This window comes from Candidatus Uabimicrobium helgolandensis, assembly GCF_041508025.1.
Taxonomy (GTDB): domain Bacteria; phylum Planctomycetota; class Uabimicrobiia; order Uabimicrobiales; family Uabimicrobiaceae; genus Uabimicrobium; species Uabimicrobium helgolandensis.
This window is the reverse complement of record NZ_CP165719.1, coordinates 3,350,300-3,365,651: the sequence shown is the minus strand read 5'-3', so window position 1 is coordinate 3,365,651 and position 15,352 is coordinate 3,350,300. Positions and strand designations below refer to the sequence as shown.

The window sequence follows — 15,352 nt, the reverse complement described above, 5'->3', positions numbered from 1 at the left end:
AGACTAGTTTTTGGTAATCATGGCCATTACTTGTATGTTGCTAGTTGAGGAAATATAGAGTTCCTAAACTCAGTAAAATTAGCTTTACAATTTTTATAACCTACCTAGGTATTTGTAATAAAAATGCCATTGATGGTTTTGCGATAAACATCCTATATCTATGATAAATACTACTATTTTACCTGATTTTCTGCAATTTTACAACATCAGCTGTCAATAAGGATCTGTTGTGCATAAAAATCTATCAGCAAACATATGGAAATATTATTTATTCAAGACTCTACACTTTTCTATAGGAATTGCAATTCCTATTCTTGTTTTATTTTGGCAAGAGCGTGGGCTTTCTATGACTCAAATCATGTTGTTGCAAACAATATTTTCGTTAATTGTACTTGTTCTCGAAATTCCTTCGGGCTATTTTGCTGATTTATTTGGACGAAAAGTATCATTGGTCATTGGCGGAACTTGTTTTTTTATTTCTTTTACCGTTTATTGTTTTAGCTATCATTTTTACCATTTTGTTATTGCTGAAGCAATTATTGCTATTGCTTTATCATTAACGTCTGGTGCTGATAGCGCCCTTATATATGACACATTGAAAGAGCTTAATCGCGAAGATGAATACCAAAGAATTTGGGGTAATGCTATGTTTTATGCTGCGACAATGTGCGCAGTTTTTAATGTGATAGGTGGTTTTTTAGCTAAATGGGATTTGCGCGTTCCTATTATTGCAACAGCAACAACAATGTTTTTTATGATTCCTACTGCTCTTAGTTTTGTGGAGCCAAAGCGTAGCAGAATTATTGTAAAAAAAGGTTATCTTAAAAAATTAATTTTTATCATAAAAACGCATGCTTTTTCTCAAAGGCAAATATGCTCATTTTTGTTGTTTTGTGCTGTTGTTGTGTGTTTTTACCACAGCGTACTGTGGCTTTACCAGCCATATTTCAAGTACACAGGTGTGCATATTGAGTATTACGGGATTATTTTTGCACTTTATAATGTTTTCGCTGGTGTTGTTTCTAAATATTCATATTGGTTAGAAAAAACTCTAGGGATTCGATTTTCAATAATTATATTAATGCCTATACTCGTTTTAAGTTCTTTGTTTATGGGGATTTGGGTACTGCCTTTTAGTTTCTTATTTACATTAGGACATCAATTTGTAAGAGGTTTTTCACAGATCGTTTTTTCAGCCTATCTAAATCGCCTTGTTACATCGGAAGTACGAGCAACAATGATTTCTGTACAAAGTATGGTGACTCGTTTAGGTTATGCTTTGTTTTTACCGTTTTTAGGTGTGGTTGCTGACAAGTACGGAGTACAAACAAGCTTTTTCTACATTGCAGTTAGTGCAACAATTGCTGGAAGTGTAGTTCTTTTCGCACTATGGCAGTGCGGTTTACTCGATGAAAAAAGCTAGAACTTTGCAAGTGAAAATAAAAAATAGCCATAACTTATTTTGAGTTATGGCTATTTTCATTTTACGTATTTATTACTTACAGTCCTTTTTGCAGACGTTCGCTTAAGTGGCTGGTGATTTCTTTGTCAACGCTTAGTTTTTCCAGTTTTCCCTTTGTTTCTTCTATATCATACTCTAGGCGTATAAACTCGATAGAGTTTTCGTCGTAGATTGCGTAACATGCTCGGTTGTCGCCATCTTTTGGTTGCCCTACACTTCCAGGGTTTATAAAAACTAGTTTTCCTTCGATATTGTCAATGCGCGTGTTGCCTTTGGGAACATAGAATATGCTATTTGGGCCTATAAAGGTCAATTCTTTGTTCCACGGGCCTCCTGTATCAAAGATACTACAATTTTCATAACCAGTCATTACAGTAGGTATATGTGTGTGTCCGAAAAAGCCGTGGTCTGTAGGGAAATCGTTCATGAATCCTTGTAGGCGCTTATCTAGTTGGCTGTTGTATGAAATATAAAAATCTTCATAACCAGGCCAAATGCGTTCTTTAGTTGTGTTTTTAGGAGCAGCATGAACAAAGAAGTTACCTTCATAGATCTTTTGTGCATGTTCTGTTAGATTGGTTTTTGTCATACGTGCAAAAGCATCCCAACTATCGAGATTCTTCATTTTTTTCGCTGTCCATGCTGCCATTTCGTCTGCGGGCCTCGCATTAGAAATAACATCTTGTTCGTGATCACCTATTAAAATAAATGTTGCTTGTTCTGAAATTTCTTTCCAACACTCTCGGGGGCTAGGTCCGTACCCAATAACATCACCTAGTACAATAATTTCTTCTATATTACGCTCATCAATATCATCCAGTACTACATCGAGTGCTGCTAAATTCGCATGTATATCAGATAGCACCGCGTATTTTGTCATTTACATTCTCCTATTTTGAGTGTAAAAGCGACCTGACAAAGTCACTTTTACCCCCAAAGATTTTAACTAAAATTTGAGTGATATTAGGGAACGTGCCCTATACATTTTCTTGTAAATCAAGCATTCCGTTTGAGAGCTCTACTAGAACTTGTTGTACAACAAGTTCTTCAACTAGAGTTCCTATTTTGTCGCTAACAGTTCGCGTTACTGTTTTAAAGCCCATGTAGCGCGACGCTTGTTTGATTAGATCCTTAATTTTTGTGGCGTGTTGGCGTTTAATAACTAATTTTAGTGCAGTATTCATTTCTTCGTCACAGATAAAGTCAACCTTTGCTGGTGGATCATTAAAACGGCGTCTTACTATAACTTGTGTCATGTCATATGGCCATATAAAATCTTCGCGAATACAAATGCGCCCTTGTTCCTCCGCTTCACTTATCGTTTGTGCTATTAGCTCGGTAAACTTACTTGAGCTGCGTTTGATGCTCCATAGTACGCGAATGCGGCGCAAAAGTTCTTCGATATGAATGGGGCCTTCTACTTCAACAATTTCGCTTATTGTTGCAATTACTATTGCTTCTGGCTGTTGCTGTAAGTCACCGGAAACATCAAAACTCAGTTTTTTGCACACTTTGTATTCCGAAATTGGTTCTTGTTTTGGCTCTTTTTTCTCTTTGAGCGGTGGTGCTGGTAAGTTTTCTTCGATCGATTCTTCATTTGAGGGAAAAATATCCAGAGACTCACGATTACTATTTTCTATAATTTCGAGAAGAGCGTTTTCTGTCGCTTCCTTATTACGATACCATTCAGGAAACCAGACTTGGTGTAGATTCCAACCAAGACCACGTAATATTTCGCGATATAGACGCTCACGTTCGCGAGTGAATGGGTTATCTAGGTATTTTTTGCTGTCGATTTCGATTGCTAAAGAATAGTAGTTGTCATTATGAGGATGAACAACAGCTAAATCAATGCGAAAGTTGCCGCAACCGATATTTCGTTCAACTTTATATCCTTGGTTTTCTATAAATTCTTCCAACGTTTCCTGCATTGCTGATGATGCTATTGCAAAATGATCTACGCGCTTTAGTTGGCGGTTTTCAGCAAAATCAAGGAACATTTTTAAAACTTGTAATCCTTGAGGACTTTGTGAATCTGTTCGGAGATCACGTCCGCGAAAGTTAGAGAACACAACGCATTTTTCGCGGGCTCGCGAGATGAGAACGTTTAAGCGTCGTTCGCCACCATCTTGATTTAGCGGTCCAAAATTGTGGGAAAGTTTGCCTTGTTGATCGAAACCGTAGCCCATACTTAAGAAGATAACGTCTCTTTCGTCACCTTGAATAGTTTCCAAGTTCTTTATAAACAGTGGTTCGTAGGTATTATTTTGGATTGCCTCTTCCACTTCAGGGTACTTGATCATCTCGAGCTCAATCTCTTGTAAGATAGCTTGTTGTTGTTGAATGTTGAAAGTACCCACACCTAAACTTTTTTCTGGAAAATTACGGTAGTGTTCAGTAATTGCTTTTGCAACGCTTTTTGCTTCTTTTAAATTTATGCGACTTCCACCGCGATCGTATATAGTATCTTTTAGGTAATTTAAATGCAAGCCTAAGCGATTTGAATGTGCTACAGGGGAAGGAAAAACAGTCAAGTTGTTGTGATAAAATTGTTTATTTGAAACGGCAATGAGCGACTCGTGACGGCTACGATAGTGGTTTGTCAACATTCGTGTTGGAAAAGTACGTTTACATTGGTGCAGAATGCTTTCCATATCGGAAATAGAAGCAATTTCACTTTCCGTTTCTTGGATTAGAGAATCAAAAAAGCTCGTCGGAGGTAATTGTTGGCTATCTCCCATAATAATGACTTGGTTACCGCGTAGTAGCGCTCCTAGTGCATCTTCTGGACGTACCTGTGATGCCTCATCAAAAATAATGACATCAAAACGCACATTACGTGGATCTAGGAACTTTGCAATAGACAGTGGACTCATCATAAAACAAGGCTTTACTTTTTGGATGAGATGTCCAGTTAGGGTCATTAACTTACGAATAGGCATATGCCCGCGTTTGCGATTAAATTCACTAAGCAAAATACCAGCTTCGGAATTTGGAGAAGCACCACCTAAAATTTGTGGTCGTAGTGAATGAAGTTTATGAGATAAGCGGTAGCGATTGTAGTAGATGATTTCTTTATCAAGATCGCAAAAGCGTTTGATCTTACTCTCGTGTAATTTACTAATGAAATTGGCAAGGAAAGGATATTTAATAAAGGCATGTTCAAGAAGAGCGTCCGCTAAATTAGCTTCTAAACATGGAATTACATCTTGATGAGTAAGTAGATCTTCGTCAATAATGTCAACCATTGAATAAGCGATTGTGTCCGAACACTGTTTGCGGATGGAATAGTATTGAGACCAGCGCTGTAAATGATGAATTTCTTTTAACCATAACTGGACTTGTTCAGACAATACATCGAGATTTACATCTTCTAGCTTATTAGAAAAAGTTTTTTGTACTTCTGCTCCCATTTTCTCGAATAAATCATCTATATTCTTGCGTAAAGCATCCTGGCTTTCCGAAATTTGCTGTGTGCATAAACGAATATCCTCAGGTACAACGCCATTTTCAAGAGCAATCAATGATTCTTGGGTAAGAATATTACGCGATAAGAAGAACTTTAACTGCTCCATCCATTTCATAAAAAGACGCAAAGAAGTAGTGTCGCCATTTTCACTTTGCCATAGAAAATCAAAAAGATTTGTTCCTTCTTGGAATTTTTGTTGTATATCGTGAACGAGATTCAAATAATCGTTTACTTGCTCAAGGTCGAGTATTACCTGTTGAGGAGGTCTTTTGGCGTGGTCTTTATACCAAAAACGAATGTCCCATCTTAGATAACGAAAACGGCTATTTAAAGGATGTAACAATTTCATGGCACTATGCTTAAATTCGCGCAAGATATCAGGAACATCTTTATTCAAAACGCGTTCTTCAAATTTTTCTAGTATTTCACTTTTTAGTTTTTGCGCTTTTTCTACTTGTTCAATTAGGTATTGTGGGCGACCGGTTGGATTTTCCCATTCGCGATGTTCTATAACTTTTTGAGAAATCTTACGGATATCGGCCATCAATTTTGTGGCATCGACTATTTTGGCTAAGTCGCCTAAACTTTCAGGCAAGCACACATGTGTTGTTTGTTGTAAATATTCAATACTTTCGCGAACACTTTCTATGTGAGCTAAAGTATTTTGTAGTTGTTTTTTTATGGAATCTTCATCAGAAGGTAAAATCATTCCTGGAGCACACTGGCGCCATGGGTGAGAAGACACTGGCTGAACTACTTCGAGCGCTTGTGAAAAGCTAATACACAAAGACTTGGCTTTTTCCCAGTCACTAACAGCAACATTTTCTATTTCTTGAAAAGTCATTCGCGGGACATCTTCTCCTTGAAAATGTTTACGTGCTGATTCGCGCATCAAATGTAAATCAAAAGGAGATAAGCCAATTTCGCCAATAGGGTTTTGTAGAATATCGACGTAATCGTTTAATTCGCCGCGCAAATTCTCTATTTGTAAAAACTTTTCTTCCATTTCTGGTTGTTGTGGGCCAGGCATGGATAAAGTGCGTTGCAGTTCGCTTAAAACATCTTGTTTTCGTGCTTTACGACTGTGAAGTTCAAGACAAAAATCTCCTAAACTTATCTTATCTAGACGACTTTTGACAACTTCAAGTGCCGCCATCTTTTCGCTGACAAACAATACACTCTTTTCGCGCGCCATAAAATCGGCGATAATATTAGTGATTGTTTGTGATTTTCCTGTGCCGGGAGGGCCTTCAACGACTAAGTTTTTACCACGTTTAGCATCTTCAATAATCGCCATTTGCGAAGCGTCGGTATCCATTACATGATACAAATCTTTCATCGGGCCGTTGAACTCTGTTTCTTCATTTTTTGGAGCGTTACTCTCTTTTGAGTAAAAAATAGATTGTATCAAATGGTGTTTTGCAGGTGTCATGTCTTCTGGCCACGCTTCTGGAGCTAAGTCGTTGTACATTACAAACTTAGTAAAACTAAAGAAGTCAAGATATACATCGTTTTCTACTTGCCACTGTTCTTGTTCTTCGAGAGTTTTTGAAAGTTGCTTAATGTATTTATCTATTCCGCTAATGCGATCTGGCATCTCAAAGTCAGGCAGTAACACTCCGCGTTCTTTTAATTTGGCTTGTAGAGAAATGTTGGTGATGATGTCTTCACCTGTCCAGCGCAGCTTAAAAGAACGTCCGACACGTGTGCGAAATAACTCAACAGGAATTAGAATAAGAGGAGAAAAGCAACTTTCTTTGTCATCGATCCACTTTAAAAATCCTGCGGCAACAAACAGGGCTGTATACCCTTGCTCCTCTATGATCATGCGCGCTTTTTGATAGACGTTAAACATGCGCTTTTCAACTTCTTTTGCTTTCAAATCTGTATATCTAACTCCGCGGTCGCGCTTTTCTTGCTGTTCGCGCTCATCTTGACGTTCTTTTTCCACTTGTTCTTCGTCAATAACTTCATCAGGGTCGAGGTTTTTTTGTGCTTTTTTAGGAGAAAATCCAGGTTTGATTTCTATATTCTTGCCTTTTATCACAAGAAAATCATAAGCTCCACGCGCATCTTCTTCCATAATTTTTATACTACGCGACGAGGAAGGTTGGTAGTTGATTAAGCGGTTACGCATTGTTAAATCGAGTAAACTCTGACGTGCTAATTGCAACTGTTTTTCTATGTCCGAGGTAGAAAATCCCTGCATATTCTCTTCTCCAGCATGACTATTTTAACATATAAAACGCGTAAGGCGTGCCAAGTGACACGCCCTATTTTACATATAAGAAAATTTTAATCGATAAAAGTTTTACTGATCGTTTACAATAATAGTATGCGATAATTTTTTTTTGTCAAGTTTAAGACAATTAATTTTCTTTTTATAAAGATGATTATTTCCACCACACTGGCTGTTTTTGATATGATTTCGCAATACCATTTATGATATACATCTGTGTCACTTTGAGCTCATATCCTAGTTCCTTTGCTGATTCTACCGCCCAATGCGACTCTTCTAAACATTTCATTGCGTATAATTGACAATCAATAGGCCAAGTTTTTTTTCTTGAGGAGTTAGCTACTTTTTCTTTCCATTCTAGAACCATCGACGCTGCTTTTCTCACATTTTTTTCTCGCCTAAAAAAAATGGCGTGCTTTTCCCACCATGAATGACTATCCATATTTTGCGGGTAGTGCCATTCTCCTAAACAAGCAAGTAACAGTCCTTGATGAAAACGCAAATAGTTTTTAGAATCACTCAAGCATTGTAATACTTGTTTTCTGGCTTCTTCTGAAGGCAAAAGTTTTAGGTATTTAGATAGATATTCGCGACGAAGAAGAGATTGCGATTCGACACGTTCGCCACCGTCAGAGACCTGGTTTAGCATACCTGGACCTGGGCAGAGATGTTGCCATACTGGTGGAGCATGTCCAAGGTATTTATTTAGGAGACTAGTATTCGGGCCGTTTTTAATAAAGGTAGTAAAAAAAATGGGCCGAATTCCTTCTCTACCTCTGGTTACATCCTGTAAATAATCTCCTTGAGGAAATAACAAAAGACCAATCAAAAAAAACGGTGTAATACAAGAGATTAGCATTTTATAATGCTTACTGTATTTTACGCACAAAAAATTACCAATAATAAGAAATATGAATATTGCGGATGTTTGTGTGTCTGGAATACCATAGTTTTCATAAAATGCTGTTGCAAAAATAATGCTAAAAACAAAAAGTAGAAATAGTTTTTTTTCCACGTGATACCTCTTTCTAAATATAGTTTATAATTATTCGTAACTTACAACGAGTGATATTTCGGTGTTTGACATTTCTCCTTTCTCCTTGTACTCTTTATGTAAAGAACTTGTATTTTTGTTCTAGGGCGTATCCCTATATTAAGGATGTTGTATGAAAAGATTTATCATATGTTTATTGTTGTTCTCAGCGTTTTTAACTGCCCAGGCTCCTTTGGTAAACAAGGTAGCTCTAAGTCCAAGTGCAGTTTCTTCCACTACTATGTGGAGTAACAAAGCTACTTTAAAACCACAAGTTTTTGCTGACAATTTTTTCAAAACTCTAAGCAAAGAGTATTATGTTGAAAGACTTGATAAAATTTTTGAAGAAGTGATAAGCGAAAGAAAAGATCCGCGCAAAAAGTCAATTACTGTACAAAAAAAAGTGTATTTTTTTGCTAAATCGACCATTGATTATTACCCTGAAGTTTTAGTTGCATTCAAAGTAACAACTGTTGACTATCCTGATGAAATGATTAAAAATCCTAAAGTCAAAGTGTTTCCGATGGTCACGATACAGCTTGATGGTCCATGTAAGTTATATACTGACCATTTTGATTTTGCAATGGACAAATTTGATATTAGATCTATTAGTTTAACAGTTAGCGCAAAAAGTACTGGGGCACAATGGTCAGTACAACAAGTATTTTCTCTGAAAAATTTATTTATCATCGACTGGCTCTCTTCTGTTAAAAAGACATTACATTTTTCTACAGAACCGAAAGTTCACCCTGTCTTGTTGTTTTTTAAGCAACGTTTTAGCCACATAAGTCATGAATTATATACAAAACTCAAATAAGGGGAGCTTATAACATGAAAAAAAAGTTGCTTGTTTTGCTACTTGTTAGTTGTGCATTTTTGCATGCCAAAGACTATGTGGCATCAGAGATCATTATAAAAGGGAATCTACAAGTCGCAAAAGATTACCTAGTCAAAAATCAGCAGAAGATTACCGATATTCAAATACTTGATACTAATATCTATTTATTGCACTTACAAAAAAATGCGAACGTTTTACAAATTGTCGATGCAATGAGAGAACTTCGAGAAATTGATTTTGCCCAGTTAAACTGGATTCATTCTTTGCGCGACACAAAGCCCCCTAAAGATACATTTTGGTTGCATCAGTGGGGAATGAACAATATTGGTCAAGATAGTCCTACTGGAGCCCAAGGAACAGCTGGTGCTGATATCTCTATACTTAAAGCTTGGGAGATAAGTAAGGGTAGCCGCGAAGTGATCGTAGGAGTAGTGGATACAGGCATCGACTACACTCATCCCGATTTAAAAGGTAACATGTGGGTAAACGAAAAAGAATTAAAGGGTATTGATGGCAAAGATGATGATGGTAATGGCTATACAGATGATAAATATGGATGGAATTTTATCACCGGTAGTCGCAAAAGAACTTACCATGGTCAACTTGGACATCCAGATCCAATGGATGATAATTCACACGGAACACACTGTGCTGGAATTATAGGTGCTACTCCAAATAACTACAAGGGAATTGCTGGAGTTAATTGGAATGTAAAATTAATGGCATTAAAATTTTTGAACAAAGATGGAGGAGGATCAAGTGCTGATGCCTACCGAGCTATACTTTACGGAATCAAGAATAAAGTAGATGTATTGTCAAATAGCTGGGGTGGTGGTGGAAAAGATGATCTTCTAGAATACGCCATGCAAAAAGCAAAAAACAGTGGTGTTTTGTTTGTAGCTGCTGCGGGAAATAGTGCATCAAACAATGATCATTTTCCTCATTATCCATCTAATTATGAAATAGACAATGTTATTTCTGTTGCTGCAACCGACAACAAAGATCAAATTGCTAACTTTAGCAACTACGGAGCTTCAACTGTACATATTGCCGCTCCTGGGGTTTCTATTATGAGTACTATACCGCTAAGTAAAAGTTCTAATAAAAAATTTGCTTACGCTGCTTTTTCAGGTACAAGTATGGCTGCCCCTTTTGTTTCAGGTGCTGCAGCTCTTCTGATTGCAAATGATCCTGAACTTCGCAATAAACCGTTGGATATAAAAAAGAGATTACTGACAACTGTAGATGTTCTACCACAACTTTCTGGTCTAGTTTCTAGCCAAGGTCGTTTAAATGTCCACAGTGCCTTGACCAACAAAGTAAATTCTTTTCACCAGTCTGACAATGTTCAAAGCAAAGATATTGAAATTACAGCACCACGTTACAATGAAGAGCTTTTTGACAAAACCTGGAGAATCGCTGAACCAGAATCTGAGTATATCCGCGTACATTTCAAGTGGCTAGTTGCTGATATCCCAAATTTTGATTTTATTGCTATTTACGATAAGTCATACCGTCTTGTTTTTAAAGTGGAAAAGCAATACCCTCAAGGGTTTTGGACTCCATGGATAAAAGGAGATGCTGCGTTAGTGCGTTTTGCTAATGCATTAGTTGCTATTGAAAAAAATGAAGAAAAAGAGTTTAAAACACCAGACGAAGGTTTTCGCGCTGGAGCAACTCTATGCATGCAAGATGCTACAGGCAAAACTATATGCTATATTCCGATACTTTCTGAAACATTTGCAAATTTTGAAAGTGCGGGTTTCGTCATTGACAAGATTGAATACGTGAAAGCGGAGGATAAAAATGGGGAAGAGTAAACTTTGTATATTTGTAATATTGTTATTGTTAGGGGCTGCTTGTGAAGGAAAAAGAGTAGTAAAACCTCCTAAGCCAAATATAGATCCTATGCCTAAACATATAACCGTAGGTGAAGAGCAGGAAGACCCTTTATACTCTGAACAATGGAATTTACAAAAAACATCTGCTCCACGTGTTTGGGATCAATATTCTAGTAGTAAAGCAGTAAAAATAATGATTGTTGGTAGTGGTATAGACTATAACCATGAAGACTTGCGCGAAAACATTCATATCAATATGAAAGAACTCAAGGAAAAAAATCCTAGTAATGGTAGTTCGTTCAATAATAAAGACGACGACGGTGACAATTTCGTCGATAACTTTGTAGGTTGGGATTTTGTAGATAACGATGGTTTAGCATATGATCGTTATGGCTACGATACCTACCTGGCAGGAGTAATTGCCGCAGCGCATAACAACGGTAAAGGAGTTAAAGGGATTTTAAAGAAGGCGTCGATCTATCCTGTGCGTTACATTAACACAAATGGACAGTCACGCATTCCTACACTTGCTCGTGCTTTAATGCATATTAGCGAAGTAAAACCAGATATTGCTCTTATTAATTTGATTAGTGTAAAACTTTCGCCTTATCCTGAGATAAGCCGTATTGAAACTAAAGCGATAGAGCAAGCTCTTAACAAGGCACAAGATTTAGGTATTCCGGTTGTTGTTGGTGCGGGAAATATTCATATGGAACTTGGTAGTAGTGATGGCTTGCATAAAATCTTTTCTGCATACGAAAATGTTTTTATTGTCACAAGTATAGACAAAAACAACAAAAAGCCTTTCTTAGCAAATTATAGCTATCAATTTGTTCATACAACTGCTCCTGGGAAAGATGTGCTTACAACAGCACCGAACAATACTTATAAAAAAGTTAGCTCTACAAGTATTGCTGCCGCTCACGTAACAGCTGCAATTGCTTTAGCTATCTCAGAGCACGGCTCAGAAAAAACTTACGAGGAATATTTTGCAGCTTTGTTATCAAGCAAGGGTAGTGTTGAAATTGAAGAACTAAACAACTACGTTGCTGGCGGAAATACTCTTGATATAAGCAAGTTTTTGGAAGCTTTAAAGTAAATGTAAATTAGTGCTTTCCAAAATAGATTTTCTTTATAACAGTGCGGTGTAGGGGCGGTCTTGTGCCGCCCGTATTACAAATTCAAATGAATAGCGTTTGCCATTTTTTGTATTTGTCAATCGGCGTTAAATAAGTTTTGCAATTGTTTGTGAAGGCATTACAAAACCGTTTCTACATTACACTTTAGTATCTTATGAGTTTACCACTGTTTAAATTGTGAATTGCCAGTTATTTTACGCATCAATTACAATATCGGTAATTGGTTGTGTCACACAAGGAAGAAAAAACCCTTCCTCTGGCAAAGCAACTTTACTAATATAGAGAACTTTTCCAGAGATAAGTTTTGTTTTACAACAACCACAGTGACCACAACGATCCCCAAAATCAATGTCAACGCCATGTTCTTCTGCCAACTCTAGAACACTTCCCTCTTTCCAGTAAATGGAAATATTTGATTTGAGAAATATAACCTTGTAGCTCATTTTAAAATTCCCTTTCGTAGGAAAATCCAAACGAATCCAATATTTTATTTTTTGCGGCAGCTCTATCCTATAGAGCAATCGTATTATGAGTTGTATGGATGTTACAAAACACTCGGTGAAAATGAGAAAGCTGAGATTACTTACGAGAGAGAAAATAATTGAGAAAAAAGTTTGATTCTCAAAAGTAATGCAATATTTGTGTTACGATTTTTCGGTTTCGATTTTTTATGTAAATTTGTACTTATCATTACTTATTTGGTTAGTTGATTTTCAGGGATCGAGATCGTATTCATTACTTCGTAGAAAAATAGGAAAGCTTTTTGGAACAGGCGTAAATTGGGCGGCGTAAAACCGCCCAATAACAAATGATTAGTCTTCTTTCGGAGGAGTAATCGGTAGAAAAGCACCTACTTTTACTGCCGCTTCTCTTGATTTTAACCTCTCGATGTAACTATCCAAAGTTGGTTTATTTTGAAGAAGCTCAAAGTTGTTAGCCCAATGTAAAGTGGAAGCAAGCATAATATCCACTGCCGAAAACTTATTGCCTATCATATATTCGTTGTCACCAAGTTTATCTGTAATCATGTTTAAAACAGGCTCAAATTTAGTAACAGCTTCAGCCATTACTTTGTTACGTTCTTCTTCTGGAAGTTGTGAGGCACGAAAACATTCTACCATATATGGCTCTATGCTTGCTGGAATCATAAACATCCACTGCATGTATTTACCACGTAGAGGAGAATCGATACTTGGCGACATTTCTTTGTCTCTGTGTTTATCTGCAAGATAAGCACAAATTCCTCCAGATTCCGTAAGGATTTCTCCGTTTTCCTCTATTGCAGGAATTGCTCCAAGGGGATTTATTTTTAGATATTCTTCACTTTTGTGTTCTTGTTTTTGATAGTCTAGGCGATGATCTTCGTAAGCCATGCCCATTTCCTCTAATAACCAACGTACTCTACCACTACGATCCATCGGACCAAAAAAGTAAATTTTAATTGTCATTTTTGTTATCCATCTAATTGAAAATAAAGAATTATAAGAAACAATAGTTGTAACAAATAGGAAGGATGTTGTCAATTCGATTTACGGTTTTTATACGGTAAATGATTGGGTTATTTGATCAGGGCGTGCTACACGCCCTGCTTTAGATTTAATAATGGAAGGAGTTATTTCTTGACAATACGTTGTTCTAAACGTGGGTCTATTTTATTTTTACCGCGTAAGTAATTTGCTATAATATCGGGCAAACCTTGTTCTGAAGTGTAGTATGGTTTTATATCTTTTAACATAATGTAATCATCTCCTCCAGAGGCGATATAGTCTAGGGTAAGAATCTTATATAATTTATTTGGTGTAAGTGGTTCGCCTTGGATTTTAACATTAGAAATGCGTGAGAACATCGGTTCGCTTTGGGAAAAACTAAAAGACATACCACCTACTTGTAAAAACGAACCAGAAATAGCTTCGTAGCGAGCTACAGCATTTTCAAGTACTTCTTTTAATGTTTTTCCTGTTACTTCAATTCCCACTATTTTGTTTTTGTATGGTAGAGTATCTAAAATTCCTCCGTATGTTACATCGCCTTTTGCAATTGATGCTCTAATTGCTCCGCTGTTAATTATTGCGACATCGGCTTCGCTGCGCGTCGCTAGAATAACGTCGGCAAGTAAATTCCCTAGCTCTGTTTCTCTTTGTCGTACCTGAGAGTATTCTCCGTCGAGATATACTAATGATTTACATAAAATTTCGCTTCTAATTTTTTCTAAATTTTGCCACTCATTAATTAAAATATTACTTTGTGGATCTGCGTTATTGAATTCATTGGAATCTGGTCCGATATCATGGAACTTAGGAGTGAAATCTCCACTAAGCGTTACTTCTCCAAGTTGAACACCCTGTTTTTTATTGGTTCGCACAATTAAAGTGTTGTTTACTTTATCAGATAAATTTCTCATGTCTACGTCGTAGCGACCTACAATTAAATTTATGGAAGAAAATTTTCTAGCTATTTCAATGTCTTCGCTGTGGCGCAAATTGCTAATTACAACAACAAAATCGGCTTGTGTTTTTATATTGGGAAGTATTTTTTGCAGCTCATTTATCGGTTTGCGAAAAACTAAATTTTCAATAGCTTGGGGAATAGATTGTACTGCTGCTTCTCGCGACATTATACCTATGAAAGCAATTTTTTTGTTATTTTTATTGACAATAGTGTAGGCTGGGAATAATCGTTTATTTTCTTGGTATACATTGGCGCATAACGTCGTAAAATTTGCTTCTTCAAGTTTGTCTTGTAAATCTTCAGGGCCATAATTCAGTTCTAGGTTACTGATATTACAAACACTAAGTCCCATCATGTTTAGTGCTTTTACAACTGGCCTTCTGTCTGTCGTATCACCGCGAAAAAAGTTTCCTGTTGTACATAGAATTACTTGTGAAGATTGCTCGATGTTTTTAATCGCTTGGGTTAAATAAGCAAACCCACCTAGTTTTTTTCCGCTGAGCATTTGTGGAAGTAAACTCGCTTCCCACGAAGAAAAATGCAAAATTTTAATATCTTTTTGAGGAGTTTCGGCATGAATCAGATTTTCAATGACTATCTCGTTTAAATTGTTTTCCGATATATTTATGTTTGCTTGAGAATTTACTTCTGTATTTTGGGAAACGGACTCTATGTGTGAAATATTTTGTTCATTTTGCGCTTGTTCATTGTTTTGTGAATGATTCTTGTCGGTTTCGTTAGTATTATTGGACTCAACAGCGGTAGATAATTCGGTGTTGGAATGTTGTGGTTTTGTGTGGTTAGGGGTTGGTGTTTGGTTGGTTGTGCATCCAAAGGCAAGAAGCACGAGTAGAATAGGCAAGTAAATATACATTTTGATACC

Annotated in this window: 10 protein-coding genes; 4 read left to right on the top strand and 6 right to left on the bottom strand. The window is 36.8% G+C overall.

Annotation, left to right across the window (positions count from 1 at the left end):
- The first annotated feature begins 229 nt into the window (after window positions 1-229).
- The gene (locus UABHE_RS12325; protein WP_372370612.1) at window positions 230-1,423 is read left to right on the top strand and encodes an MFS transporter; all 1,194 of its coding nucleotides are present in this window, start codon (window positions 230-232) and stop codon (window positions 1,421-1,423) included.
- Window positions 1,424-1,499: 76 nt separating this feature from the next.
- Here the strand turns inward: UABHE_RS12325 and UABHE_RS12320 are convergent, their stop codons facing one another.
- The 3 genes from UABHE_RS12320 to UABHE_RS12310 all read right to left on the bottom strand — a co-directional run bounded on the left by UABHE_RS12320 (window position 1,500) and on the right by UABHE_RS12310 (window position 8,185).
- The gene (locus UABHE_RS12320; protein WP_372370611.1) at window positions 1,500-2,342 is read right to left on the bottom strand and encodes a metallophosphoesterase; all 843 of its coding nucleotides are present in this window, start codon (window positions 2,340-2,342) and stop codon (window positions 1,500-1,502) included.
- A gap of 97 nt (window positions 2,343-2,439) precedes the next feature.
- Window positions 2,440-7,140, bottom strand: coding sequence for a DUF3320 domain-containing protein (locus tag UABHE_RS12315; RefSeq protein WP_372370610.1), 4,701 nt, complete (start codon window positions 7,138-7,140; stop codon window positions 2,440-2,442).
- A 184-nt stretch (window positions 7,141-7,324) separates the two neighbouring features.
- Entirely contained in the window at window positions 7,325-8,185 is an 861-nt protein-coding gene (locus UABHE_RS12310) for a hypothetical protein (protein WP_372370608.1), read from the bottom strand.
- Window positions 8,186-8,336: 151 nt separating this feature from the next.
- Here UABHE_RS12310 and UABHE_RS12305 point away from each other — a divergent pair, with 151 nt between their 5' ends.
- Genes UABHE_RS12305 through UABHE_RS12295 form a run of 3 tightly spaced genes read left to right on the top strand, consistent with a single transcriptional unit; the run spans window position 8,337 to window position 11,981 of the window.
- Window positions 8,337-9,020 carry a hypothetical protein gene (locus tag UABHE_RS12305; protein WP_372370607.1) on the top strand — a complete coding sequence of 228 codons (684 nt, stop codon included), beginning with the start codon at window positions 8,337-8,339 and terminating at the stop codon, window positions 9,018-9,020.
- A 14-nt stretch (window positions 9,021-9,034) separates the two neighbouring features.
- Entirely contained in the window at window positions 9,035-10,861 is a 1,827-nt protein-coding gene (locus tag UABHE_RS12300) for a S8 family peptidase (protein ID WP_372370606.1), read from the top strand.
- Window positions 10,848-11,981: a S8 family serine peptidase gene (locus UABHE_RS12295; RefSeq protein WP_372370604.1), complete on the top strand. Its 1,134-nt coding sequence runs from the start codon at window positions 10,848-10,850 to the stop codon at window positions 11,979-11,981. Before UABHE_RS12300 ends, UABHE_RS12295 begins: the two co-directional genes overlap by 14 nt.
- 234 nt (window positions 11,982-12,215) lie before the next feature.
- Here the strand turns inward: UABHE_RS12295 and UABHE_RS12290 are convergent, their stop codons facing one another.
- The 3 genes from UABHE_RS12290 to UABHE_RS12280 form a co-directional block, all read right to left on the bottom strand.
- Window positions 12,216-12,464, bottom strand: a complete 249-nt coding sequence (locus tag UABHE_RS12290) for a 2Fe-2S iron-sulfur cluster-binding protein (RefSeq protein ID WP_372370603.1) — start codon at window positions 12,462-12,464, stop codon at window positions 12,216-12,218.
- A gap of 369 nt (window positions 12,465-12,833) precedes the next feature.
- Window positions 12,834-13,469 (bottom strand): glutathione S-transferase family protein, encoded by a 636-nt coding sequence (locus UABHE_RS12285; RefSeq protein ID WP_372370601.1) that lies wholly within the window; start codon window positions 13,467-13,469, stop codon window positions 12,834-12,836.
- Between the two features lie 164 nt (window positions 13,470-13,633).
- Window positions 13,634-15,343: a bifunctional UDP-sugar hydrolase/5'-nucleotidase gene (locus UABHE_RS12280; RefSeq protein ID WP_372370600.1), complete on the bottom strand. Its 1,710-nt coding sequence runs from the start codon at window positions 15,341-15,343 to the stop codon at window positions 13,634-13,636.
- Window positions 15,344-15,352: the final 9 nt, after the last annotated feature.